This is a genomic window from Lentzea tibetensis, assembly GCF_007845675.1.
Taxonomy (GTDB): Bacteria; Actinomycetota; Actinomycetes; order Mycobacteriales; family Pseudonocardiaceae; genus Lentzea; species Lentzea tibetensis.
This window is the reverse complement of the sequence record NZ_VOBR01000012.1, coordinates 211,502-236,131: the sequence shown is the minus strand read 5'-3', so window position 1 is coordinate 236,131 and position 24,630 is coordinate 211,502. Positions and strand designations below refer to the sequence as shown.

The following is a 24,630-nucleotide window of genomic DNA, read 5'->3' as shown; positions in this document are numbered from 1 at the left end:
AACGCTGTGTGTTTCCGTGAGACTGCGTACGAGACCGAACGAATCCCATTCGCCGGGGGTGCCAACGTCGTGACAACCGGACCATTACCCGGTTATCACCTGGGAACCGACATCGTCGCTCGTGGACCTTTCACGACCACGGCGGCGACGAGACAGTTCGACGGCGCCGCGGTGACCGTGCTCGTGGTGGCGGACCTGCCCAAAGCGGCGCGGCGCCGGTTCCGCACCGAGGCGGCCGCGCTCGCCGAGCTGAGCAACCGTCACATCGTGCCGCTGGCCGACCACGGTGACACCGCGGACGGCCACTGCTTCCTGGTCACCGAGCGACCAGGCGCCCCGCTCACCGAGGCAGGACCGCTGTCCGCCGAGGCCTGTGTGGACGCTGCTCTCGTGGCGGCGATCGGCCTGAAGTGGTTGCACGGCAACGACATCATGCACGGCGGCATCAGCCCGTCCGCTCTGTTGCGCGACGCGGGCGGCGTGGTCCGGCTGACGAGCCCCACCCTGCCGGTGCTCGCCGAGCTCGCACTCGCCAAGGAGGTCTTCACCGGGCACGAGCCGCCAGAGGTGTTGCAGGGGCACGACTGGACCGCGGCCGGCGACGTGTACGCGCTGGCATCGACACTGTGGACACTGATCGCCGGTCGGCCCCCGATCGAGGCGGGCGGGCTGGGAAAAGCGTTCGCGCCCCCACCATCCGACGTCCCGATGACCATCCCGCGCCAGCTCGCCGAACCGCTGCGGCGGGCACTGGCTCTCGCCCCCGGCGATCGTCCGCAGTCCGCGGAGGAGTTCGCGCGCAGCCTGCAGGGCGAGGTCGTCACCGAACCCGTGGAGCAGGTCGTGCCGACCGTGCCGCCCGTGGTCGGGGACAACTACACGAAGCTGCAGTACATCGACGGCGGCAGCAGCGGCGAGGTGTGGCGGGCCCGGCGCGGTGACGGCGTGGTGGTCGCGATCAAGGTCCTCCACCCGGAGCTCGTCGCGGACAAGGTCGCGACGGATCGCCTGTACCGCGAGTGGTCGACGCTGCGGTACCTCGACCACCCCAACGTGATCAAGGTGCACGACCTGATGATCGGCCATGACCAGGCGGTCATCGTCCTGGAGCTCGTGGAGGGCGCGAACCTCCGGCGGGCCCTGCCCAGCCTCGACCGGGCCGACCAGCTCAGGCTGCTGTCCGACGCGGCCGCGGGCCTCGCCGCCGCGCACCGCAACGGCCTGGTGCACCGGGACTTCAAGCCGGACAACATCCTCGTCGAGTGGAACGGCTGGCCGGCCCGCGCGATTCTCAGCGATTTCGGCCTGGCGAGGCCGGTGGACCAGGCCACCGTCACCAGCAACGGGCACCTCGTCGGCACCGCCGCGTACCTCGCTCCCGAGCTCGCCCGAGGCGATCAGGCGACGTGGGCGAGCGACGTCTACGCGCTGGGTGTCACGGTCCACGAGGCGCTCGCCGGTCCTCGGCCGGAGTCCGCCGATCCCGTTCGCCCACAGGGATTGCGCGACTCGGAGTGGGCGCTGGTCCAGCGTTGCCTGGCGAGCGACCCCGGTGACCGGCCGTCCGCCCAGTCCGTCGCGGACGCGCTGGCGGACCTCGCGATGGGCGGGGCCGGTGACCTGACCCCGCCACCGGCCCCGGTGCCTTGGCACGACCTGACGCCGATCCAGTCCGGGGCGCCGCCGACCGAGACCGGAGCGCGGCCGCTGCCGGACGCGCCGGCCGAGCCACCGCCACCCAGGTCGCGGCGTCGGTTGTGGATCGCCGCGGTCAGTGTGGCGACCGCGGTGGCCGGCGGCGTCACCGGCGCGGTGTGGGCGCTGCAAGATCACTCTCCGCCGGAGGGAGCCGGTCCGACGACCTCCGCGCCCTCGAGTGGGAGGCCCGTCTACCGCTTGGAGACGACGGTCACGCCCGGCTCCGACGGCCTCGTCACCGTGTCGTGGCCCGCGGACTCCGATCAGCTGGCCGGACTGAAGAAGTACGTCGTCATGCGCGGAAACATCCCGCGCGGCGAGCTCCCGGTGGGACGGCACAGCTTCCGCGACCCCAACCCGGACGGGCCCGGCTGCTACTACGTGATCGCCATCGGCGTCACCGCCCCACCACCCGACCCCGCTCCCCAGCCTGAGTGCCCACCGACCTGACACACGAGGACCTGCAGATGACCCACACCACGAACGGCGATCCCCGGCTCGCGGCTCCCGGTTTCCAGTCCGTGCACGACGCCGTGCTGGCCGAGGTCGAGCGCGCGATCAGCGGGAAGACCGGGGCGATCCGTCTCGCGCTGGCCTGCCTGTTCGCCGGCGGCCACCTCCTGATCGAGGACGTGCCGGGCACCGGCAAGACGTCACTGGCCAAGGCGCTCGCGACGAGCATGGGCGGCAGTTGGCGGCGCATCCAGTTCACGCCCGACCTGCTGCCCGGCGACATCACCGGCGTCTCGGTGTGGGAGCGGCGCGACGAGGTGTTCCGCTTCCGGGAGGGTCCGGTGTTCGCCAACGTCGTGATCGCCGACGAGATCAACCGGGCGAGCCCCAAGACGCAGTCCGCGCTGCTGGAGGTGATGGAGGAGGCACAGGTGACCGTCGACGGCGTCGGATATCCCGTGCCCGCGCCGTTCCTCGTCGTCGCGACGCAGAACCCCGTGGACATGGAGGGCACCTACCAGCTGCCGGAAGCACAGCTCGACCGGTTCCTGATGCGCATCGAGCTCGGCCACCCCGACCTGGCCGTGGAAACCGCGCTCCTGGCGAACCGCGCCGCGGCGCAGCCGCCGCGCCTGAACCCCGTCACCACCCTGGAGCAGGTCGGTCAGCTCCAGCACGCGGTGTCCGGCGTGCACGTCACGCCCGAGGTGGCCCGGTACATTGCGTTGCTCGCCCACGAAACGCGGATCCACCCGGACTTGCGGCTCGGCGTGAGCACCCGCGGCAGCCTCGCGTTGCTGCGGGCCGCCCAGGCCCACGCGCTGGGGCGTGGCAACCACTTCGTCACGCCGGACGACGTGCGCGCGCTGTGCCGTCCGGTGCTGGAGCACCGGCTCATGCTCACCGCCAAGGCCCGCGTCCGCGATCTCAGCACCGGTGACGTGCTGGCCGAGGTGCTGCACAAGGTGCCCGCGCCCACACCGGCGGGCCAGTGGTGAACCGGTACGCGCCGTTCACGGCGTCGGGCTGGGCGGTACTGGCCGGCGGGGTCGCGCTGTTCGCACTGGGCAGGCTGGCCGGCTACCCGGCGGCGGCAGGGCTTGCCGTGGCCGCTCTCGTCCTGTTGATCTTCGGTGCGGTGACCGTCGTGATCCCGCAGAACCTCGAGCTGACGCGAGGTTTCGCTCCGGATCGGGTGTCGGCCGGTGACGCCGCGGCGGGCAGGCTGACCGTGCACAACAAGGGGCGCCGTGCGGTCGGCGGGCTCGTGGTCGTGGATCGGCTCGCCGACGTGCCCGTGCCGGTGCCACTGCCCGTGGTGCAGGCGGGCGGCTGGCGCACGGCGCAGTACCCGATTCCCGCCCGGCGGCGCGGCAGGCTCGAGCTCGGCCCGCTCACGGTGGAGCGCGCGGACGCCCTCGGGTTGTTCCGGCGCAGGCAGGACATGGGACACCGCGGGGTGCTGTGGGTGCATCCCCGAGTGCACGCGGTGCAGCCGATGCCGGTGGGTACGGTGCCGGACTTCGAGGGCCGGGCCGAGGCGAGCAAGCCCGGCACCACCAGCTTCGCGTCACTGCGCGAGTACGTGCAGGGCGACGATCCGCGCCGGATCCACTGGCGGTCGACGGCACGGACCGGTCAGCTCGTCGTGCGCGAGTCCGTGGACACCATGGAGCCGACCGTGAGCGTTGTGCTGGACACCCGGTCCGCGGTGTTCGACGCGGACATCTTCGAGGAGGCCGCCGAGATCGCGGCGACGGTTGTGTCGAGCACGCTGGAGGGCGGCAGGCCGGCCCGGCTGGTGATCCTCGGCGAGGATCTCGCCGAGGTGACGGCGTCCGGCGCCACGTCCGCACTCGACCGGCTCGCCGCGGCACAGCGGTGTGCCGGCGAAGAGACCGCCGACCTGGTCACCGCGGTCGATGTGGCCGAGCCGGGCGGCGCACTCGTCGTGGTCACCGGAGCGGGCGAGCCCGCCGTGGTCACGCGCCTGGCCGACCAGCGCCGCCGCTTCGCCCCGGTGGTCGTGGTGCTGATGGGCGACGGTGAACCGTTCTCACACCGGCGGCAGGGCCTCGTGGTGCTGTCGGCGCGCACCGGTGCCGAGGCGGCTTCGGCGTGGAACCACCTGGTGCTCGACGGGGCGGTGGGCTGATGATGGTGCGGGTGGTGCTGGCAGCTGCCCTCGTGGCGCTCGCCGGATGGTCGTTCCAGCCCGTGTTCGCCGACGGCCACGTCTTCCTGTTGCTGGCCATCGCGATTCCCGCCGCGGTCGCCGCCGTGTGGGGCTGCGCCGCGGTGGCGTTCGGTCCTCGGGTGTCCGGTGTGGCCGGCACGGTGGCGGGTTTCGGCGCCGTGCTGGGCGCGGTCGCGGCGGTGACCAGGCCGGGCGCGGATGTGCTGACCGGGTTCTCGCGGCTCGTCACAGGTGTGCTGCCCGCGGATCCGGACGCACCACAGGTCGCGGCCGTCTCGGTACTGATCGGACTTGCCGCGCTGGTCGCCGCCCGGTGCGCGCTGCGGCCGGGCACGCCGCTGTTGCCGTTGCTCCCCGCGGTGGTCTGCTTGGTGGTGGGACTGGGTTTCGGTGCCGCTGTGGCGCCGTTGCCGCGGTGGTACGTCCCCGCCTTCGTGCTGTGCGCGGTCGCGACGATCCTGGCGGGCGTGCCACGCCGCGCGGTCTCGGCGATCGCGGTGGCCGTGATCGGCACGATCGTCGCCGGCGGTGCCGGGTTCGCGGCCACCGGCTGGTCGACCGGCCCAGCGGCGAGCCTGCAGGACCTGGCCGACGTCCAGGTGCGCCCCCGCCAGCACGTCAACCCCATGGACCAGTACCTCGCGCTGCGCGACGGGAAGGTGCCCCTGACGATCACCGGCACCGGTTCGCACGAGGTGGACCGGGTCACCATGGTCACCCTGACCGAGTTCGCCCGCGACGGCTGGTCCGCCGCGCCGGACTACCGCCGGGCCGGCACGAAGCTGCCCGCCCCAGTCGTCCCAGGGGCCGTGGCCTCGCTCGACCTCCGCGTGGAGACACCCGACACGGTCGGCTGGCTGCCTCGTCCGGGTCGGCCGGCGACGATCTCCGTGCCAGGCATGGGATTCGACGCCGCTACAGGTGATCTCGCGGTGCCCGCGGGTACCGCGACCCCGTCGACCTACCGCGTCACCGGCGTCGAGCCGTCGATCGACGCCGGCCAGCTGAGAGGCGACACCCCCGCCCCCGCGGACGGTCCGCTCGCCGTGCCGCTTCCGTCCGAGGTGCTCGAGTTCGCCGACCGCGCCATCGCGGGACAGCGGTCCGAAGTGGACAAGTTCGCCGCGTTGCAAGGTGTCTTCGTCGACTCTCTTTTCCGCTACGACGCCTCGAAGAAGCCCAAGCTCGCGGGGGATGGGCTGTACCAGGTCAAGGAGTTGCTGAAGAGCTACCGCGGCACCAGCGAGCAGTACGCCTCGGCGTTCGCCCTGCTGTGCCGCCATCTCGGGTGGGACGCGCGGGTCGTGCTCGGCTTCGAGCCGAAATGGACCGGAGGCCGCTTCCACATCGACGGCAGCACGGTGTTCGCCTGGGTGGAGGTGCGGTTCCTGCGTCTGGGCTGGGTGCCGGTCGACCCGAGCCCCACCCATCTCGTGTCGGCCGATGACCCCGCGAGCCAACAAGAACAGGAGCGCCCGAAGGGCTCGTTCGTCCCCGTGCCCGCACCGGTCCAGCAGGTCCCGCCCGAGCCGGGAAGTCACGCGGTGGACGCGACCCCGCCGCCCAGCTCCCCGGCCGGCATGTTGCTCCTGTTGCCCGTTGTCGCCCTGCTGGTGATGCTGGCCCCGTTCCCGCTGAGGGCCTTGCGTCGCAGACATGACCGCACAAAGGGATCTCCGCGCCGCCGTGTCGCCCGCGCATGGCGTCACACGGTGGACGTACTGCGCCTCACGGGGTGCGCGGTCGACCACACATCGACCACGGGGCAGGTCGTCGCGTGCGTGGCAGCCGCGCAGCCGCTCGCCGACCTGGTGGACAGGGCGTTGTACGCACCGGAAGCACTTGGCGACGATGATGCCGCGTTCGCTTGGACGTGTGCTGACTCCTTGCGTGCGACCGCGCTCGCCGGCGTTTCGTGGTGGCGACGTGCCCGTTTCGCGCTGGACCCGCGACCGCTGCTGCCTGTTCGTCTGCCCGAGGACTACCGCCCAGGTCAGCTCGCCGTTGTCGTGAGGGCGCCTCGCTATTAGTCAGGACTGTCAGTGGAGCACGGGTTTGACACGTGACCCTTCACTGCATTCGACGGAGGTTGCGTCTAATAGAGAGTCCTTACTCGGCCATGTCACCTTGTGCAGCAGGGACACGCTCACCCGAACATGCTCCCAGCCGGCGAAGGGTGGCGTGCCGGATTTCTTCACGGACGGCCAGGGGTGGGTCAGGCCGACTCGCGGTAAGGGGACTGGTGGGGTGTGGTCGCCGCCGGTGCGGTTGCGTGCCCGAAAGGCCGAGGGACAGAAGTCGGCGCGCAAGGGCGACGCCGAGGGTGCGTGGCAGCGCATGGGCGTCCGGCAGCTGCGCCGAACCGGTCGGCAGGGGGCGCAGGTTCAAATCCTGTCGTCCCGACGGCCTGCAAGAGCCCCGCTGATTCGGATTTGTCCTGGGTCAGCGGGGCTCTTTCGTTTCTCCGTCGATCACGCACTTCGGCGGACCGGGCGCGAGCGGGCGAATCGTCAGGTAATCGCAAGGCGAACTGAAACGTTTGCGGTTCCCGCCATCAGGTTGGGTAAGGGCGAGGCTGCCGCCGCAGATGTCCGAGAGGCTGGACCATGTTGCGTGCGATGACGGCTGCCGCGCTCGCGATGGCCACCGCGATCACGCCCACCGCGCCTCCCGGCCGGGTCACCGCCGAGGTGGTGACGGGCAACAGAACTGTCCGCAGGACTTCACCTGTGGCATCGCGCAGGCCGACTACCGCGCCTTCGGGCACGAAGAGCCACGCCATCCACGGCCCGGCTCAGCGAACAACTGGCAGGCCACCGACGCAAGTACCACGTCTCCTGGAACAGGTGAGGTCCCACCAACTTCTCCGCCGCCGCTCAGCGCACGAGTCGGAAGGTGTGTCCAATGATCCACACGATTGCCGCCGCTGCCGTGGCGATGGCCACCGTGGTCGTCCCATCGGCTGACCGGCCGCCGCCCGGTGAGGTCACCATCAAGGTGGTCACCATCAACGGGTCCGGCTGCCCCCGAGACACGGTCGCGGTGGGGGTGTCACCGGACAACACCACCTTCCACGCGATCTACAGCAACTACGTCGCCGCGGTCGGCGTCGGCGCCAGGCCGACGGACTTCCGGAAGAACTGCCAGCTCAACCTCCAGGTGAACGTGCCGGAGGGCTTCACCTTCGGTATCACCCAGGTCGACTACCGCGGCTTCGTTCACCTCGAACCCGGCGCTACAGGCATGGAAAGAGGCAACTTCTACTTCCACGGCGTGCCGGCCTCGGAGTACAAGAGCCACACCTGGCGCGGCCCGCTGAACGACGACTGGTACGCCACGGACACCGTCGACATCGGGATGCCCGTCTACCGGCCGTGCGGCGAGGCCAGGAACCTCAACATCAACACCGAGCTGCGGGTCAGTGCGGGCACGTCGGATCCGAAGACGACGACGAGCTACATGGCGATGGACTCGACCGACGCCAACGTTGCCACGGACTACCACTTCGCGTGGAAGCGTTGCCCGTAATGGAAAAGTGTTGGCGGGGAGGCCCGACCTGGCCTCCCCGCAGACCTGGCTGGCTCAACCAGTTGAAGTCCTGGGCGCCGGGTCGCCACCCAGATAGGCGGCTTTGACCCGCGGGTCCGCGGCTAGTTCGGCGGCCGGGCCGCTGAGCACGATCCGGCCGCTCTCCAACACGTACGCGCGATCGGCCAGGCGCAACGCCTGGTGCGCGTTCTGCTCGACGATCAGGATCGTCGTGCCGCCGTCGCGGATCCGGCGGATGATCTCGAGCACCTGCCGTGCGGTCTGCGGGGCCAGGCCCATGGTGGGTTCGTCCAGGGCGAGCAGTCTGGGGCGGTGCATGAGCGCTCGGCCGATCGCCAGCATTTGCTGTTCACCGCCGGACAGCAACCCGGCGAGCTGGCTTCGCCGCTCTCCCAGTCGCGGGAACGTCTCGTAGATCTCCTCGCGGCGTTCATTGATGACGTGGCGTTCACGGCGTTTCAGATAGCCACCGAGAAGAAGGTTTTCGGCGACCGTGAGGGCTGGGAACACGCGTCGTCCCTCTGGTACGTGCCCGAGGCCTAGAGCGACGATGCGGTGAGCGCCTAGCCGGGAGAGGTCCTCGCCGTCGAAGACGATCCGGCCGGACTTGGCGCGGTGCAGCCCGGTGATGGTCCGCAGGGTGGTCGTCTTCCCCGCACCGTTGCTGCCCAGCAGGGCCACGATCTCGCCGGAACCGACGTCGAACGAGATCCCGCTGAGGGCTTCGATCTGTCCATGTCTGCTGGTCAGTTCCGACACCTCGAGCAGGCTCATCGCACGACCTCCGCGACCAGATCGGGCTCCGGATCCTCAGGCATGCCGAGGTATGCCGCGATGACGCGGGGATCGCGCTGTATCTCGGCCGGCTCACCGACCGCGATCGTCTGGCCGTACTCGAGCACGATCACCCGGTCGGACACGGACATCACCAGGCTCACGTCGTGCTCGATCAACGCGACGGCGATACCGAGTGCCCGAATCCGCCCGATCAGCCGCATCAGCTCGTGCTTCTCGGTCGGGTTCGCGCCTGCGGCCGGCTCGTCCAGCAGGATGACACGGGGTTCGCCGGCCAGTGCCCGCGCGATCTCCAGCCGTCGCCGATCGCCGTACGACAGCTCGCTCGCCCCGCGGTCGGCGGCATCCGCGAGGCCGACGAAGTCGAGGGCTCGGCGGACGGTGTCGAGATCGGCGTGGCTCGGCGGGCGGAACATGGTGCGGTTGTGGGCGAAGCGGCCGACCAGGACGTTCTCGGCGACGGTCATGTCGTCGAACAACCGGATGTTCTGGAACGTCCGGGTCAGCCCGGCCGCGGCGACGCGGTGCGGCGCCAGGCCGCGCAAACTGTTGCCGTTCAACGTGATGGTCCCGCGCGACGGCTCGATCACGCCTGTCACGCAGTTGAAGGCCGTGGTCTTTCCCGCTCCGTTGGGGCCGATCACGCTGACGACCTCGCCCGCGTCCAGCGTGAGGTGGAAGTCCCGCACCGCCGTCACGCCGCCGAAGCTCCGCGACAGCTCGTCGACGTCCAAGCGTCCCGCGCGCATCTGTTCGACATCCTCGGATGGGGTGGTTTCCGCGGGCACCCGCAGCGGGCGTCGACGGGCAGGCCACAGGCCCTGCGGCCGGATGATCACGATGAAGATCAGCAACAAGGCGAAGGCGAGGCCCCGGTAGTCGCCCGCCGACCGCAACGCCTCGGGGAGTGCGACGACGATGACCGCGCCGACCATCACCCCTGGACGACTGCCCATGCCGCCGATGATCACGACGAGCAGGACGAAGAGCGACGTCAGGAAGGTGAAGTTGGACGGATCCACCGTGCCGAGTTGTGCGCCGGACAGCGGACCCGAGACGGCCCCGACCGCGGCGCCGATCACGTACGCGAGCAGCTTCGCCCGGCGGGTCGGCACCCCGATCGCCTCCGCCGCGCGGTCGTCGTCCTTGATCGCCCGCCAGGCGAACGCCAGCCGCGTGCGCGCGAGCAGTCCGGTGACGGCCAGCACCACCACGAAGAAGACGAGCACGAGGTAGAAGAAGTCCTGCGGGGTGACGATCTCGTTGCCGCCGATGCTCACCGGCGGGATCCCGGTCAGCCCGTTGGGACCGCCGGTCACCTCGAGGTTGATCACGGTGATCCGGATGATCTCGCCGAATCCGAGCGTGACGATGGCCAGGTAGTCGCTGCGCAGCCGGAGCGTCGGATAGCCGATCACGACTCCCGCGACGGCGGCGGCCGCGATGGCGGCGGGCAACGTGAGCCAGAAATCCCATTGGAGTTTCAGGATGAGCAGGCCGGAGACGTAGGCGCCGATCGCGTAGAACGCGGCGAAACCCAGGTCGAGCAACCCGGCGTAGCCGACGACGACGTTGATGCCCAGACCGAGGATCGCGTAGATCAGGGTGCTGGCCGCGACCGTCAGTGCGTAGTCGTCGAGGAACAGTCCCGTCGCGGCGGTGATCAGGATCATCAGCAGCCAGCCGCCGTAGCGCGTGGAGAGGTCGCGCAGCATGCTCAAGCCCTTTCCACGACACGCTCGCCGAAGAGCCCGGACGGCCGGAACGCGAGTACCGCGATCAGCACCCCGAAGATGATCACGTCCGTCCACCGGGAGGAGATGTAGCCCGCGGCGAAGGACTGGATCAGTCCGATGAGGACACCCGCGGCCATCGTCCCCGGCAGGTTCCCGATCCCGCCGAGCACCGCGGCGGTGAAGGCGCGCAGGCCGATCAGGAAGCCCATTCCGAAGCTGATCTGGGTGTAGTAGAGGCCGTACATCACGCCCGCGGCACCCGCGAGCACGGATCCGATCAGAAACGTCATCAGGATCAGCCGCTCGACGTTGATGCCCTGCAACCGCGCCGCGTCCCGGTCCATCGCCAGCGCGCGCATGGCCGTTCCGGTGACCGTTCGCGTGACGAACAGCCACAGCACGGCCATCAGCACCACCGAGAACACGACCAGCACGAGCTGCGCGTAGCTGACTCGCACCGAGCCCGCCATGATCTGGCCGCCGTCCAAAGCGTCTGGATAGGACTTGAACCGCGCGCCGGTGAGCAGCTTGACGCCTTCCGAGAGCGCGAGCGACACGCCGATCGCCGCGATGAACAGCGACAGCTGCCGTGCCTTCAGCAACGGCGTGTACACCACCCGCGCGATGCCTGCGCCGACGACACCGGTGGCAAGGCTTCCGACGACGACGGCCGCCAGCACGGCGGGAATCGCCATGCCGCCGGTGACGCCGATCGTCGTCAGCACCGTGAACCCCGCGAAGGCGCCGATCATGAAGATGTCGCCGTGCGCGAAGTTGATCAGCCGGACGACGCCGTAGACCATCGAGTAGCCCAGCGCGATGAGCGACAGGAACGCACCGATGGTCAGCCCGTTGACGAGATACTGGAAGAAATCGCTCATGCCGGCTTGACGTCGACCCACTGGGTGCCGGCGTCGTCGAGTTTCTTGTAGCCGGTGAACTCGCCGTTCTTCACCGTGACCGTGATGTAGAGCAGCCCCTCCCGGTCGCCCTTCTGATCAAAGCTGATCTTGCCCGTCACGCCGGCGAAGTCCTTGATCGCGTGCAGCGCCTTCGTCACTTCCGCGCCGTCGGTGGACTTCGCGTCGCCGATCGCCTTCGCCAGCACCTTGACGGCGTCGTACTCGTACACCGAGAACGGGCCGGGATCGGCGCCGGTCTTCGACTTGTAGCTCGTCACGAAAGAGCTGGCGGTCGGCAGATCCTTGGGGAGCGGTGCGGTCGTGGCGATGTAGCCGTCGGCGGCCGTGCCCGCCGTCTTGAGGACCGTGGCGTCGGTCGTCGCGTCACCGCCCACGAGCGGGAACTTCAGTCCCAGTTGCGCACGCTGCTTGAGCAGCAGGCCCGCCTCCGCGAAGTAGCCGGTGTAGTACGCGACATCCGGTGTGGTGGACGCGATCTTGGTGAGCACCGGGGTGTAGTCGGACTGGCCGGGCTGCAGCGCGTCGAGGTAGACGACCTCAGCGGCACCGGCCTGCTTGATGGAGTTGGCGGCGGCTTCGGCGAGCCCCTTCGCGTAGGTGGTGTTGTCGTGCAGGACCGCGACTCGCTTGGCCTTGAGCTGGTCGGTCATGAACTTCGCCGCGAACAGCCCCTGCTTGTCGTCGCGGCCGCACGTCCGGAAGACCTTGCCGTCGCCCGTGTCGGTGAGCACCGGGTTCGTGGACGCGTCCAGGACGAACGGCACGGAACGGCGACCGTAGATCGGGAGCGCCGGTACGGCGGCGCCGGAGCAGTAGCCGCCCGCGATGGCGACCGCACCGCTGTTGAGCAGCTTCTGGGCGGCCTGCGCACCTTGCTGGGCGCTGCACGCGTCGTCCGCCTCGATGATCTCGATCTTGCGGCCGTTGACGCCACCGGCGGCGTTGACCTCGTCGGCGGCCACCCGCGCGGCGGCGAGGATGTCCTGACCGGCTGACGCGGAGTCGCCGGTCAGCGGGACGGGGACCCCGATCTTGATGGCACCCGATTCGCCGGAACCACCGCTGTCAGACCCGCACGCCGCGAGCGGTGTGATGAGCAGACCGATGCAGATCGCAGCCAGCGCACGGGAAACATGACGCATGAGGGCATCTCCAGTCACTCGTAAAGCGCTGTACCCAGTCCCAGTCGCAAAAGAGTGCTGGATCAGCCAGGCCGGCGGCAAGCGCCGAACGTCTGGAGGAGCCGGTTCCCAATTGTGTGAGGGCCGCTCAGCATCGGCCCTCATGGCGTCTCCTCAGCCGATCGTGGGGATGAAGTCCGGGGCCCGGCGTGCCGGGTTGGCCCGCTCGAACGCGGCGCCGATCGCCAGCACCGTGGCGTCCGACCACCGGCCTGCGAAGAACGACACGCCGATGGGCAGTGGCCCGGCGAACCCGGCGGGCACGGTCACGTTCGGGTACCCGGACACCGCGGCCGGGCCGGACGAGCCGAGCACGAAGGCGTCGCCGTTGACGTAGTCGGTCTTCCACGCCGGGCTGTTGGTGGGCGCCACGATGGCGTCCAGCCGGAACCGCGCCATCGTCTCGTCGATCGACCGGCGGGCCAGCGTGGTCGCGGTTTCCCGCTGCCGCCGGTAGGTCGGGTCGGTCGTGTCCGGCGCCTTGGCGGACTCCTCGAAGATCTCCTGGCCGAACTTGGACAGCTCCACCGGGTCGTTGCGGTTGAACTCGATCAACTCGTCCAGCGTGTCCGGCCCTCCCGGCCGGTTGGCCAGGTAGGCGTGCAGGTCCCGCTTGAACTCCACGATCAGCGCGGGGAACTCGTTGCGGCCGATCTCGTCCTGGAACGGCAGATCCACGTCCACCACGGTGGCGCCGCGCGCCCGCAACACCCGCACCGACGCCTCGACCACCCGGTCAACGCCGGCATCCACTCCGGACATCCGCCACACGCCGATCCGCTTGCCGCGCAACGCATCCGGCCGCAGCAATGCGGCGTAGTCACGCGGCTGGCCCGCCGGGATCGCCCCGGTCGCGGGGTCGGCCCGGTCGCCGCCCTGCAGCACCGACAGGGTGATCGCGGAGTCGACCACGTGGCGCGTCATCGGCCCGGCGGTGTCCTGCTCCGCCGAGATCGGCACCACGCCGGTGCGGCTGACCAGCCCCAATGTCGGCTTGTGCCCGACGATCCCGGTGGCCCCGGACGGGCACACGATCGACCCGTCGGTCTCCGTGCCGATCGCCACCTGCGCCAGCGTCGCCGCGATCGCCGACCCCGATCCTGACGAGGATCCGCACGGATTGCGGTCCAGCACGTGCGGGTTGCTGGTCTGCCCGCCGACCCCGGACCACCCCGACGTCGACCGGAACGACCGGAAGTTGGCCCACTCGGACAGGTTCGCCTTGCCCAGGATCACCGCGCCGCCCCGGTACAACTTCTGGACCAGGTGCGCGTCGGCCGCCGGCCGGGACCGCAACGCCCGCGACCCCGCCGTCGTGTCCATCGCCCTGGTGTCGATGTTGTCCTTCAGCAGCACCGGAATCCCGTCCAGCCGACTCAGCGTCCGCCCGGTCCGCCGCCGCTGATCGCTCGCCGCCGCCTCCGCGGACGCCCGCGGGTTCAGCGTGATCACCGAGTCGATCTTCCGGTCCACCGTCGCGATCCGGCGCAGGTACGCCGCGGTGAGCCGCGCCGCGGTCAGCCTCCCCTGATCCATTCGCTGTTGCAGTTCGGGAATCGTCGCTCGGTCGAGATCGAATCCGAGACGCTCCTGGCTCGGCACCGCACTCGCCGGAACCCCCACCAGAACCGTCGCCACCACCGTCAGCATCACGGTGAACAGCCGCATGACGCCTCACTCCTCCAAGGTCAGGCCACGAGCCTGGGGTCGAAGGCCTCGGCGCCCGCGGTGCCGGGGATCGTGTCGAACTTCTCCGGGTCGATCCGGTCGACCGCGCCGGTGCTCACGTCGTTGATCATTCGGTTCAACCCGGCCACCACCGCGCGAGTGAACCGCTCCCGGTGTTGCTGGCCAAGGGTTTGCGTCTGGCCGCGGACCTCGAACAGGACGGTCCCGGTGCCGTTCAGCGCGAACGAGCACCTGGCCTGGCCGGGCAGGTCGCGGTCCGCGGCGTGCGGGTACCGGGTGCCGATGTAGCCGGCTTCGGTCATGCCGTTGAAGGCGCTGATCGCCAGCTGCCGTGACTCGTCCTTGGTGTACGCGTCGCGGTACTTGGCGTACTTCTGGCCCGGCTCGAAGAACCTGTCCGGCAGCGGCGGGTAGTCCACTGCCACGTCGAGGAACCTGTTGCTGCCTTCCTGACGGACGCAGGCGCCCTGGTGGTGCAGGTCGACGTAGACGTCGGGGACCTTGCCGCGCTCGGCCTTCAGACCGAGGTAGACCGCGCGCAAGGCCTGGGCCTCCGGCGTGATGTACCAGCCGGGCTGGTCGGGTGAGCCGGGCACGTCGGCGGCCTGCGGCACGTAGCCCAGCTCCGGGTGGAAGTCCCGGTTGACGTCGAAGCCCGGCTTGGTGCGGTAGTCGTCGCCCTGCTGCTGGCCGTTGATGTAGTTCCACGCCGGTGGTCGACCGGCCAGCTGCGGGAAGGCCTGCTGCACCTCGGCCCACGACTGGTCGTTGCCACGCCGGTCCAGCTCCGCGCCGTCCGGGTTCAGCTTCGGGACCGCCACGAACGTGATGGTCCGTCGCAACCGCTTGGCGTGCGCGGACTCCGAGGTGCCCAGGTAGTCCAGGATCCTGAGCAGCGCGTCTGTGCCGGTCTTCTCGTTGCCGTGGATCTCGCTGCTGACCAGCACGACCTTCGGCCCTGTGCCCACCGAGGCGCGGAAGATCGTCCGGCCGCGGTTGGACCGGCCGGCCGCCGCGACCTGGACCCGTCCCAAGCTGGCCCTGGCCAGGCGGGCGAGCTCGACCTGCAGCTCCCGGTAGTCGGTGAACTCGTGGATCGGCAGGTCCTGCGGCTCTTCACTGCAGACAACGGCCTGTTCGGCGGCTTGCGCGACCGGACTGACCAGGGCCGCGGCCAGTACCGCTGACATCACACCGATGAGTTTTCGCATCAGCACCCCTCAGATGGTTGGTCAAATCCAACGTAGTCAGCGCCCAAGACGTACGGTTAGCCCGATTGGCCCGCTCGCTGAGAGGTGACCGATGGTGGCGACGCATTCACGCGGTCAGCGAAGCGGCATGGCGCCGGTCGTGCAGGCGCGGTGGGCGTTGTGGGGGTTCGTCGTCGTCAACGCGGCGATCGTCGAGGTCCTGTGGTTCACCGCCGGCACCGGTAAGAACGAGATCCTGACCGTCGCCAAGTTCTTCGGCCTGCACGCCGCGCTGATCATGATGTTCCAGTTGCTGCTGGTGGCCCGGTTGCCGTGGCTGGACCGGCGGATCGGCATGGATCGGCTGACGGTGTGGCACCGGTGGGTGGGTTTCGGTCTGCTGTGGACAGTGCTGACGCACGCCACGATCGTGGTGCTCGGCTACGCGTCGTTGGACAGGGCGCCGGTGGCGAAGACGTTCTTCGCGCTGGCCGGTGTGCCGGCCTCGCTGCTGGGGATGCTCGCGGCCACCATCATCGTGGTGATCGGGGTCGTCTCCCTGCGGTACTCCCGGCGACGGCTGCGGTACGAGACGTGGCACGGCCTGCACCTGCTGCTGTACGTGGCGCTGGGCCTGGCGTTCGTGCACCAGTTGCGCGAGACGACGACGTTCAAGTCCTCCGCCTTCGCGACGGTGTACTGGTGGGCGCTGTGGCTCTTCGCCTTCGGTTCCCTGGTCGTCGGGCGGATCGCGGTGCCGTTGTGGCGCAACTCCCGCCACCGGTTCCGGGTCGAAGCGGTGGTGCCGGAGTCGCCTGACGTGGTGTCGGTGCACGTCACCGGTCGCCACCTCGAGCGGCTGCCCGCCGCGGCCGGGCAGTTCTTCGTCTGGCGGTTCCCCGATCACCACCACTGGTGGCTGGCGAACCCGTTCTCGTTGTCCGCGGCGCCCAACGGGCGGACGTTGCGGCTGACCGCCAAGGCGGTCGGCACGACCAGCGCCGGTCTGCGGCACCTGCCCGTCGGGACCCGCGTGTTCCTGGAAGGCCCGTACGGAGCGTTCACGTCACTGCATCGAACTCGGCCGGGCGTGGTGCTGATCGCCGGCGGCGTGGGTGTGACGCCCGTCCGCGCCCTGCTGGAGGAGCGCACGCCGGGCGACTTCGTCGTGCTCTACCGGGTGCGCCAGGAGAGCGAGGCGGTGCTGCTCGCCGAACTGCGGCAGCTGATCGCGGCCCGCGGCGGACGGCTGCACCTGCTCACCGGCCGGACCGGGGACGGAGCGCGGCCGTTCGAGCCGGAAGCCCTGCGTCACCTGGTCCCCGACATCGCGGAACGCGACGTGTACGTCTGCGGCCCGCCCGCGATGACCTCGGCCGTGCTGAGCGGCCTCCGCCGGCTGAAGGTGCCCAACCGGCAGGTGCACGCGGAGAAGTTCAGCCTGGCCTGACGATCGCCTCACCCGGTGAGCGACGTCAGGCGACGCCGCTCCAGGACCGCGGCCACCAGGTAGGCGCCACCACCCAGCACGGCCAGCACGGCGAAGAAACCCGGCGCGGGGACGAACAGCGACGCCGCCGCGACGAGCGCCAGCCAGGTGCCCAGGTGGTAGTGCAGGGTGTTGCGGCGGACGGCTCCCTCGGCGAGGTAGATGAGGCCGACCACGATGGTCGAGCCCGCCGGCCACAGCACCCCCTGGAGTTCGGGCGCGTCGGACACGGTGCTCAGGCCGGTGATCGCGAGCGCCAGCGCGGCGAAGCCCGTGACCCAGGCGGTGCCGACCAGCTTCTCGGCGCGCCGCCGGGACTCGGTGGCGCCGCGCTGGGCACGCAGGGATGCGGCGACGGCGAGGATCGTGCCGGCGACGAGGCCCGCGGCGAGCAACCCGATCGGGAGCCACGTCGGTAAGGCGACCACCGGGGCGAGTGCGGCGGCGCCGTGACCGAGTACGTAGGCGAACGCGAAGCCGACGTACGCGGCGCGGTTGTCGACCTCGTCGGCCGGAACGGCGATGGCGGGGCGGATGGCGGTGGCGTGCACGGCGAGACCTCCAGGAAGTCAAGTGATGTGGGCGAGGCGGTTGCGCGTCCTCACGGCTCCGGAACGATGACGACCTTGCCCAGGACGGTGCGCGACTCGGCCAGCGCCAGCGCGGCGGCGGCCTCGGACAGCGGGATGCGCGCGGCGATCTGCGGCGTGAGCACGCCGTCGCCGACCAGGCGGAGCACCTGGGTGAGGTCCTCGCTCAACCGGGCGCGGAACGCGGAGGGGCGGAAGCGCTTGCCCGCCCAGAAGTTGTAGAACCCGGCGCGCCTGCCGTTGGGCAGGAGGTTCCACAGCAGCAGCTGTCCGAACAGCTTCAGCACCGGCAGCATCGCGTTGCCTGGCTCGTCCTTCGTCGCGGCGGAGCCGTAGTTGACCAGCGCGCCACCGCGGCGCAGCAGCCGCCACGACTCCTGCAGACCGGCACCGCCCACGTGGTCGAACACGGCGTCGACGCCGTCGGGCGCGAGCTCGCGGATCCGGTCGTACACGTGCGGGTCGCGGTAGTCGACCGGGATCGCGCCGAGCTCTCGCACCGCGTCGTGGTGACGGGCCGAGGCCGTGCCGATCACCTTGATCCCCGCGTGCTTCGCGAGCTGCACCAGCGTCGAGCCCACGCCGCCGTTGGCGCCCAGCACGACGATCGTGCCGCCGGGCTTCACCTCGGCGGTGCGGTGCAGCATCTGCCACGCCGTGACGCCGTTGACCACGACCGTCTCCGCGGCGTCGGACTCGACGCCGTCCGGCACCGGCACCAGGTCGGCCGCGTCGACGATCAGGTGGCTGGCCCACCCGCCGACCTTGGTGACCGCGGCGAACCGGTGGAGGTGCAGAGCGGGGTCCACGCCGGGGCCGGTCGCGATCACCGTGCCGACGACGTCGTAGCCGGGCACGAACGGGAACGGCGGCTGGTCGAAGTACTTGCCAAGGCGCATCTGCTGCTCGGCGAAGGAGACGCCGGTGGCGTCCATGCGCAGGACGACTTGGCCCTCACCGGGCGCGGGCAGGTCGCGGACCTGCACCTGGAGACCGTCGGGGTCGACGATGCCGGGCAGCACGATCTCGGTGACGGTGGTGTTCATCGGGAAGCTCCTCGGTCGTTGTGCTGACACTCGTAAGGTAACGACCGTAAGTCTAAGAACGCAAGCCCTAACACCCATAAACTTTCAGGTGTATGGTTACGGGTGTGACAGAGACCCCGGTACGCAGGCGAAACCGTCGTGGTGAAGGCGGCAAGCTGCGCGACGAGATCATCGCCGCGGCGGTGGCGCTGCTGGACGAGGGCGGCGACGAACGCGCGGTCACGCTGCGCTCGGTCGCGCGCAAGGCGGGGATCGCGGCACCGTCGATCTACCCGCACTTCGCGGACCAGCCGTCGATCATGCTGGCCGTGGTGCGGCAGGAGATGGACCGGCTCGCGGCGGCGTTGCGCGAGGCCGCCGAGAACGCGGGCCCGGACGCCCGGCAGCGGCTGTTCGCGGTGTGCCACGCCTACCTGGACCTAGCCCAGGCGCACCCGCAGCGCTACCGGATCATGTTCGGCGGCCTGTGGACGCCGTCGGCGGACGACACCTCGATCACCGACACCGACCTGGACTCACTGGGCGCGGAGGCGCTCACGCTCCTCGCCGACGTGCTCGGCGGGTGCGTGGCGGCCGGGATCGCGCACGGCAGTGACGACCTCTACGGCGACGCGGTCGCGTTGTGGCTCGGCCTGCACGGCCTGGCTCACCAGCGTGCCGTCGTGCGCAAGATGCCGGGACCGTCCGATGTGGCGGAACGCCTGATCACCGCGCTGGCCCACTTGAAGTAGCCGTCACTCGGGTCGTGGCCTCGGCGCCCACGCGATGAGGTTCGCGAAGATTCCGCCGAGGATCACGAAGCCCAGCATGCCGCCCGTCACCCAGTGCGCCTGGTCGTTGTCGCCAGTGCGGCGCTGACGACCCGGCCGTTCCGCAGGTCGTAGCGGACCGTCACGCGCTCACCGGGGTGCCGGGCCGGTCCGTTCTCCGACAGGGTCGTGACCTGCTTCGTGCCGTCCGGGAGCGGGTACTCGACCTTGACCGAGACGCTCTTCCCCGACTTCAGCCGCTCCTGCACGGTTCCCTCGCTACTGGCCCAGGACTTCTGCTCGGTTGACGACCGGATCACGAACACCAGCCCCGTGATCGCGCCCACCAGCACGATCCCGGCCACGATCCGACCTGTCCCCGACTTCAGCGACTTCGCCACCACGCCTCCTTCGCACACGACATCGCCGCACCCCTCCCGAGTGTGACGCGAACTCGCGGGCAACCTTCCGGGGGCGTGCGAGCATCAGGTCATCGTGAGACTGGGGGAACACGCCGAGTACGTCGAGTTCGTGCGGTCGCGGATGCCGTGGCTGCGCAAGCTCGCGTACTTGCTCTGCCAGGACTGGCACCGAGCTGACGACGTCGTGCAGACGGCGATCACGCAGCTCTTCGTGCACTGGTCCAAGGCGCGTACTGCGGACGACGTCGACGCCTACGCACGCACGGTGCTGACACGCGCGTTCCTCGGGGAACGCCGTTCGGCGTGGGCGCGCAAGGTCTGGCTGGGCGACACGTTCGACCGGCCGGCGCGGGCGGAGGACTCCACGACCGCGGTCGCGGTGCGGCAGGCGTTGCGCGCGGTGCCGCCGAGACAACGGGCCGTGCTCGTGCTGCGCTTCTGCTGCGATCTGTCCATTGAGGACACAGCGGTGGCGTTGGAGTCGGCGCGCCGCGCAGGCGATCGCCCCGGCCAGGCGTTGCTGCTGTCCGGGCTCGGTTGGCTGCGCGCCGAGCAGGACCGGCTCGACGAGGCCATCGACTACTACCGCCAGGCGCTGGAGTGCGACGAGAACCCGGTCACCCGGTTGCTGTTGGCCAGCGTGCTCGGGGAACGGGGCGACCTCGCGGCCGCTTTGTCTACTGTGGACGAAGTGCTGCCCGTGCTGACCGACCCGCGTGCGGTGGCCCGCGCCGAGCACGGTCGCGCCATGACGTTGTTGGAGCTGGGCGACTTCCCCGCTGCCCGCGCGGGCAGCGAGCAGGCACTCGCCGCGTATCAGGAGCTCGGTGACGGCCACGGTGTCGGGCTGGTGCGCCGGTCGATCGGCATCGTCTTCCGCGCGGAGGGTCGCCTCGACGACGCGGCGCGGGAGGGCGAGGAGGCCCTGCGGTGCCTGCGCGCCGCGGGCGACCGGTTGATGACCGTCTACGCCGTGCAGTCGCTCGCGAAGGTCCGGATCAGGCAGGGCCGCGGCGAGGAGGTGCGGCCCGAGCTGCTGACGGCGTTGGACACGTGTCACGACATGCAGGACGGCTTCGGCGAGGCGCTCGTCCGCCGGACACTCGGTGAGCTGGAGCTGGCGTCCGGCCGGTTCACCGAGGCGATCGGCCACCTGCGGCAGGCGCTCGACTGGTGGGAGTCGCTGAACCTGACGCTGTGGCGGGCGAGGACGCTGCGGGATCTGGCCGTCGCGCTCGCCGCTCAAGGCGCGTCAGCAGAAGCCGAGGCCACGCATCAGGAGGCGCACCGCTGCCAACCGAACGACGCTCACCGTGCGGACGAACAGGAGCCGGGTCGCGGCTTCGCGGGGAACCTGTGCGCGAGGTTCTCGCACACGTGATGGCTCGCCGTGTCCGGATCGGTGATCCACCGCGTCACGGTGTGGTCTCCGCCGACGCTGTAGAGGTGCTGATCGGCGGTGCTCCAGGTGATGTCGCTGACCCCGCCGGCCGAACCGGTGAGAGCGGCCCACGTCTGCCGCTGGGACAGGTCCCAGATGCGGATGGTCTGATCGAGGCTCGCTGTGGCGAGGAACCTGTTGCCGGGGTGGAACGCCAGTGAGTTCACGGGACCGGTGTGGCCGGACAGGACGGCCACCCCGGTGGTGCTCCAGAGCGCAGTCGTGCCGTCCGCCCTGCCGACGGCGATCAGGTTCAGTTCGAGGTTGAGCGCAGCCGAGATCAGGCCTGGCTCGTCGTGCACCACGCGGCGTGCTGTCCAGTTGCTGGTGTTCCAGAGCGTGAGCACACCGTCCTGGGTGGCGGTGAGGAGCACGGTGCCGTCGCGGCTGAACGCGACGCTCTGCACCTGGGCCTCGTGAGGCAGTGTGGCGACGGTGGTTCCCCGTTCGGTGTCCCAGATCCGGGTGGTCCGGTCGAGGCCCCCGGTCACCGCGGTCCGACCTTCCGGGTGGAACGCCGCGGTGAGCAGCCGGTCGGTGTGACCGGTCAGCGTGTGGATCAACCGCCCGGACGTGGTGTCCCAGATCCGGGCGGTCTGGTCGCGGTAGGCGACGAGCAGCCGTTGACCGTCCGGGCTGTACTCGATCGCGGCGGCGCCGCGGTCGACAGCGAGCGCGGGAGGAGTGCTGATCGCGACGGTGCGGGCAGCGGCGGTTGCCGGATCCCACACCACGACGGTGTCGTCCTTGCTCGCCGAGGCGACCGCGCGGCCGTCCGGTGCGACGGCGACGGCGTTGACCTCGTCGACGTGACCGGCCATCGGCATGTGCTCGCGGTCCCAGAGCAGCACCGTGCGATCCCTGCTGCCGCTGGCGATGGTGCGACCGTCCGGGCTGAAGGCCACCGCGTAGAGGGCGCTCGTGTGTCCGGTCAGGGTGATGAGACGTTGCCCGCGCCGAACGTCCCAGACCATCGCGGTGCCGTCGTATCCGGCGGACACCAGCGTTGCGTCGTCAGGACTGAAAGCCAGTGCGCGCACGGAGTTGCTGTGATCCCGCATCACTCGCCGGCGTTCGCCCGTCCCGGTGTCCCAGATCGTGACAGCGCGGTCCTCGCCCGCGACCGCGGCTGTGCGACCGTCGTGACTGCAGGCCACCGTGTACACCGCCTGCGCGCTCGCCCGCAGAGTGTGGCTTCGAACGCGGTTCCCGAGGTCCCACACCACCGCGGTGCCGTCGTCGCCGGCCGAGACCACCTGGCTGTTGGAGCAGAACGCGACTTCGCTGAACTCGCCACCGTGACCGGCCAGCTCGCCGAGACCGGCTCCGTCCGCGACTCGCCACAGCATGATCCGGTGATCCTGGCCCACTGCTGCCACGAGAGTGCCGTCCGGGCTGACCGCGACGCTGTCGACCAGTCCGGACATGCCGTGCAGGCGCCGGATCTCGGCGTGCTGCTGGAGGTCCCACACGATCACGGTGCCGTTGAGACTGCCGGAGACCAGCCAACGGCCGTCCGGCCCGTAGGCAAGGGAGCGCACTGCCGCGTCATGACCGGTCAGCACCTGTCGGCGTGCGCGGTCCGCGACGTCCCACAGCACGATGCGCCCGTCCTGGCCCGCGGTCGCCAGCTGACGACCGTCCGGACTGAACACCACGTCCTTGACCATGCCGCTGTGATCGAGTCGTCCCGTGTACGCGATCCGGCTGGCCGCGCTGAGCAACGCGCCCCGCGCTTCCACGGTCGGTGCGGCCTGGTACGCCTCGAGACCGAGCCGCAGCTCCTCCGCCACGTCGGTGCTCGCCAGCACCGACGACTGGATCGCGAACTGCCGGGACACCGCCTGCTGGCGTTCGCCCAAGGCACTGCGCCATTGCCAGGTGGCCACCGCTCCGGCGACGACGGACAACACCAGCAAGCCGGCCAGCGCCGCGGTGAGCACACGACGCTGACGGGCGCGGCGACCGACCGCGGTCCGTTCGGCGAAGGCGGCGCTCACGCTCTCGTCGAGAAACTCGCGTTCGCCGCGGTTCAACCCGGCGAGGTGGCTCTCCTCCTCGGCCCACTCCTGCACGATCGCCAGGCGGGTACCCCGGTAGAGCGCGCCGGCGTCGCGATCCAGCGAATGCCACATCGCGGCCGCCTCGATCAGTTGCCGGTGGGTGCGCAACGCCTCGCGGTCGGCGGTGAGCCACGTCCGCAGCCGCGGCCACGCGCTGATGAGCGCTTCGTGGGCGACTTCCACCGTGTCGTCGTCGAGCACCACCAGACGAGCCGCGGCCAGCGTCTCGAGGACCTTGTCCACCGCTGGGAAGTCCAGTTCGCCGCGATGGACCCGCCGTCGCGTGTCCTGTCCGCCCTCAGCCAGAGCCACCAGTCGTGTCAGCGTCTGGCGGACTGTCTGCTGCTGATCGTGGTCGAGTCCCGTGTACACCGCCTCCGCGGTCTGAGCGATCGCGTGCGCCACGCCGCCGGTGGCCTCGTAGCCCGCGACCGTCAACACGTCGCCGCGACGTTGCCGCCAGGTCTCGAGCAACGCGTGCGACACGAGCGGCAACGCACCGGACTGACCGCCCGCATCAGCCAGGATCTTGGTCACCAGCGCTCGTTCGACGGTGAGCCCGGCCTGATGCGCCGGTTTGGTGATGGCCTCACGCAGTTCGTCGTCGTTCAGCGGCGGTACCGGCACACTCGCCTCGGCGAGCAACGTCGCGAGATCGGGGAGTTCGGTGCAGCGAGCGTAGAAGTCCGCTCGTACCCCGATCACCACCCGGTTGTCCGCGCCGGGTCTCGCGGCGAGTTCGGCGAGCCCGGCGACGAACTCACCGCGCACAATGGGATCGGCGCACAGCGTGAACAGCTCCTCGAACTGGTCGACGATCAGCAGCACGTTCCGGTCCGCTGGAACGGTCTCGAGCGCGCTGTGCAGTGCCACGACCGGATCCGCGCCCGGTGTGACGATCACCGGCGAACGGCCGGTTTCGTCCACCTGGGTCGCCATCGCCGGCACCAGGCCGGCGCGCAGCAGTGACGACTTCCCGCTGCCCGACACACCGAACGCCGCGACGAACGACTGCTCGCGGAGCATCCGCGTCAGCTGCTCGACCAGCCGCCGTCGGCCGAAGAACAGGTCGGCGTCGCCGACGTCGTAGGACGCCAAGCCGCGATACGGCGCTCTCGCCTCCGAGTCGGTCACGCGGGCAGCCATCAGCCGAGCGGTCTGCTGCCATCGCGGTTCCCACACCACGACGTCGCCGCCGCACGCGCGCACGAAGGCCAGCGTCACGGCCAGACTCGGCAGCCTCCGGCCCCCGGCCGCATCCGCCAACGTGCTCATGGAATACCCAGAACGCTCCGCCAGCAGTCGATATCCCGGACCGCCGGCGGCACGCCGCATCTCACGCAACTGCGCCGCGAACAACGCCACCGGGCCGGAATCAGGATCGACCTCACGCTCTGGACGCGGCATCGAACACCCCTC

At 70.2% G+C, this 24,630-nt stretch carries 18 protein-coding genes; 8 read left to right on the top strand and 10 right to left on the bottom strand.

Annotation, left to right across the window (positions count from 1 at the left end; genetic code table 11):
- The first annotated feature begins 69 nt into the window (after window positions 1-69).
- The 5 genes from FKR81_RS20650 to FKR81_RS20630 all read left to right on the top strand — a co-directional run bounded on the left by FKR81_RS20650 (window position 70) and on the right by FKR81_RS20630 (window position 7,876).
- On the top strand, window positions 70-2,148 hold the full coding sequence (locus FKR81_RS20650) for a serine/threonine-protein kinase (RefSeq protein WP_186763075.1): 2,079 nt from the start codon (window positions 70-72) through the stop codon (window positions 2,146-2,148).
- Between the two features lie 17 nt (window positions 2,149-2,165).
- Complete coding sequence (locus FKR81_RS20645) at window positions 2,166-3,149, top strand: AAA family ATPase (RefSeq protein WP_146353738.1); 984 nt, start codon at window positions 2,166-2,168, stop codon at window positions 3,147-3,149.
- Window positions 3,146-4,306 carry a DUF58 domain-containing protein gene (locus tag FKR81_RS20640; RefSeq protein WP_146353737.1) on the top strand — a complete coding sequence of 387 codons (1,161 nt, stop codon included), beginning with the start codon at window positions 3,146-3,148 and terminating at the stop codon, window positions 4,304-4,306. The genes FKR81_RS20645 and FKR81_RS20640 overlap by 4 nt, the downstream gene beginning before the upstream one ends.
- Window positions 4,306-6,378 carry a transglutaminase domain-containing protein gene (locus FKR81_RS20635; protein ID WP_146353736.1) on the top strand — a complete coding sequence of 691 codons (2,073 nt, stop codon included), beginning with the start codon at window positions 4,306-4,308 and terminating at the stop codon, window positions 6,376-6,378. The genes FKR81_RS20640 and FKR81_RS20635 overlap by 1 nt, the downstream gene beginning before the upstream one ends.
- A gap of 874 nt (window positions 6,379-7,252) precedes the next feature.
- Window positions 7,253-7,876, top strand: a complete 624-nt coding sequence (locus tag FKR81_RS20630; RefSeq protein ID WP_146353735.1) for a DUF4360 domain-containing protein — start codon at window positions 7,253-7,255, stop codon at window positions 7,874-7,876.
- 54 nt (window positions 7,877-7,930) lie between these two features.
- On the opposite strand, the gene FKR81_RS20625 is transcribed toward FKR81_RS20630, so the two are convergent.
- The 6 genes from FKR81_RS20625 to FKR81_RS20600 all read right to left on the bottom strand — a co-directional run bounded on the left by FKR81_RS20625 (window position 7,931) and on the right by FKR81_RS20600 (window position 15,432).
- Window positions 7,931-8,671: an ABC transporter ATP-binding protein gene (locus FKR81_RS20625; RefSeq protein WP_146353734.1), complete on the bottom strand. Its 741-nt coding sequence runs from the start codon at window positions 8,669-8,671 to the stop codon at window positions 7,931-7,933.
- The gene (locus FKR81_RS20620) at window positions 8,668-10,407 is read right to left on the bottom strand and encodes a branched-chain amino acid ABC transporter ATP-binding protein/permease (protein ID WP_146353733.1); all 1,740 of its coding nucleotides are present in this window, start codon (window positions 10,405-10,407) and stop codon (window positions 8,668-8,670) included. The genes FKR81_RS20625 and FKR81_RS20620 overlap by 4 nt, the downstream gene beginning before the upstream one ends.
- Window positions 10,408-10,409: 2 nt before the next feature.
- Window positions 10,410-11,309, bottom strand: coding sequence for a branched-chain amino acid ABC transporter permease (locus FKR81_RS20615; protein ID WP_146353732.1), 900 nt, complete (start codon window positions 11,307-11,309; stop codon window positions 10,410-10,412).
- Complete coding sequence (locus tag FKR81_RS20610; RefSeq protein WP_186763074.1) at window positions 11,306-12,493, bottom strand: branched-chain amino acid ABC transporter substrate-binding protein; 1,188 nt, start codon at window positions 12,491-12,493, stop codon at window positions 11,306-11,308. The genes FKR81_RS20615 and FKR81_RS20610 overlap by 4 nt, the downstream gene beginning before the upstream one ends.
- A gap of 153 nt (window positions 12,494-12,646) precedes the next feature.
- Window positions 12,647-14,200, bottom strand: a complete 1,554-nt coding sequence (locus FKR81_RS20605; protein WP_146353730.1) for an amidase — start codon at window positions 14,198-14,200, stop codon at window positions 12,647-12,649.
- A 20-nt stretch (window positions 14,201-14,220) separates the two neighbouring features.
- A complete protein-coding gene (locus FKR81_RS20600) occupies window positions 14,221-15,432 on the bottom strand; it encodes a M14 family zinc carboxypeptidase (protein ID WP_146353729.1) in 1,212 nt (403 codons plus the stop codon).
- A 91-nt stretch (window positions 15,433-15,523) separates the two neighbouring features.
- On the opposite strand from FKR81_RS20600, the gene FKR81_RS20595 reads away from it, so the two are divergent.
- A complete protein-coding gene (locus FKR81_RS20595) occupies window positions 15,524-16,861 on the top strand; it encodes a ferredoxin reductase family protein (RefSeq protein WP_146353728.1) in 1,338 nt (445 codons plus the stop codon).
- An 8-nt stretch (window positions 16,862-16,869) separates the two neighbouring features.
- Here the strand turns inward: FKR81_RS20595 and FKR81_RS20590 are convergent, their stop codons facing one another.
- Window positions 16,870-17,451, bottom strand: a complete 582-nt coding sequence (locus FKR81_RS20590) for an ABC transporter permease (RefSeq protein ID WP_146353727.1) — start codon at window positions 17,449-17,451, stop codon at window positions 16,870-16,872.
- Between the two features lie 50 nt (window positions 17,452-17,501).
- Complete coding sequence (locus FKR81_RS20585) at window positions 17,502-18,536, bottom strand: medium chain dehydrogenase/reductase family protein (RefSeq protein WP_146353726.1); 1,035 nt, start codon at window positions 18,534-18,536, stop codon at window positions 17,502-17,504.
- A gap of 104 nt (window positions 18,537-18,640) precedes the next feature.
- Between FKR81_RS20585 and FKR81_RS20580 the strand changes: the two genes are divergently transcribed.
- Complete coding sequence (locus FKR81_RS20580) at window positions 18,641-19,267, top strand: TetR/AcrR family transcriptional regulator (RefSeq protein ID WP_222598341.1); 627 nt, start codon at window positions 18,641-18,643, stop codon at window positions 19,265-19,267.
- 86 nt (window positions 19,268-19,353) lie between these two features.
- Here FKR81_RS20580 and FKR81_RS20575 read toward each other — a convergent pair whose 3' ends face one another.
- Window positions 19,354-19,686, bottom strand: a complete 333-nt coding sequence (locus tag FKR81_RS20575; protein WP_146353724.1) for a DUF3592 domain-containing protein — start codon at window positions 19,684-19,686, stop codon at window positions 19,354-19,356.
- Window positions 19,687-19,780: 94 nt separating this feature from the next.
- Between FKR81_RS20575 and FKR81_RS20570 the strand changes: the two genes are divergently transcribed.
- The gene (locus tag FKR81_RS20570) at window positions 19,781-21,088 is read left to right on the top strand and encodes a tetratricopeptide repeat protein (RefSeq protein ID WP_146353723.1); all 1,308 of its coding nucleotides are present in this window, start codon (window positions 19,781-19,783) and stop codon (window positions 21,086-21,088) included.
- On the opposite strand, the gene FKR81_RS20565 is transcribed toward FKR81_RS20570, so the two are convergent.
- Window positions 21,016-24,618, bottom strand: a complete 3,603-nt coding sequence (locus FKR81_RS20565) for an nSTAND1 domain-containing NTPase (RefSeq protein WP_146353722.1) — start codon at window positions 24,616-24,618, stop codon at window positions 21,016-21,018. The genes FKR81_RS20570 and FKR81_RS20565 overlap by 73 nt on opposite strands.
- Between the last annotated feature and the right edge of the window lie 12 nt (window positions 24,619-24,630).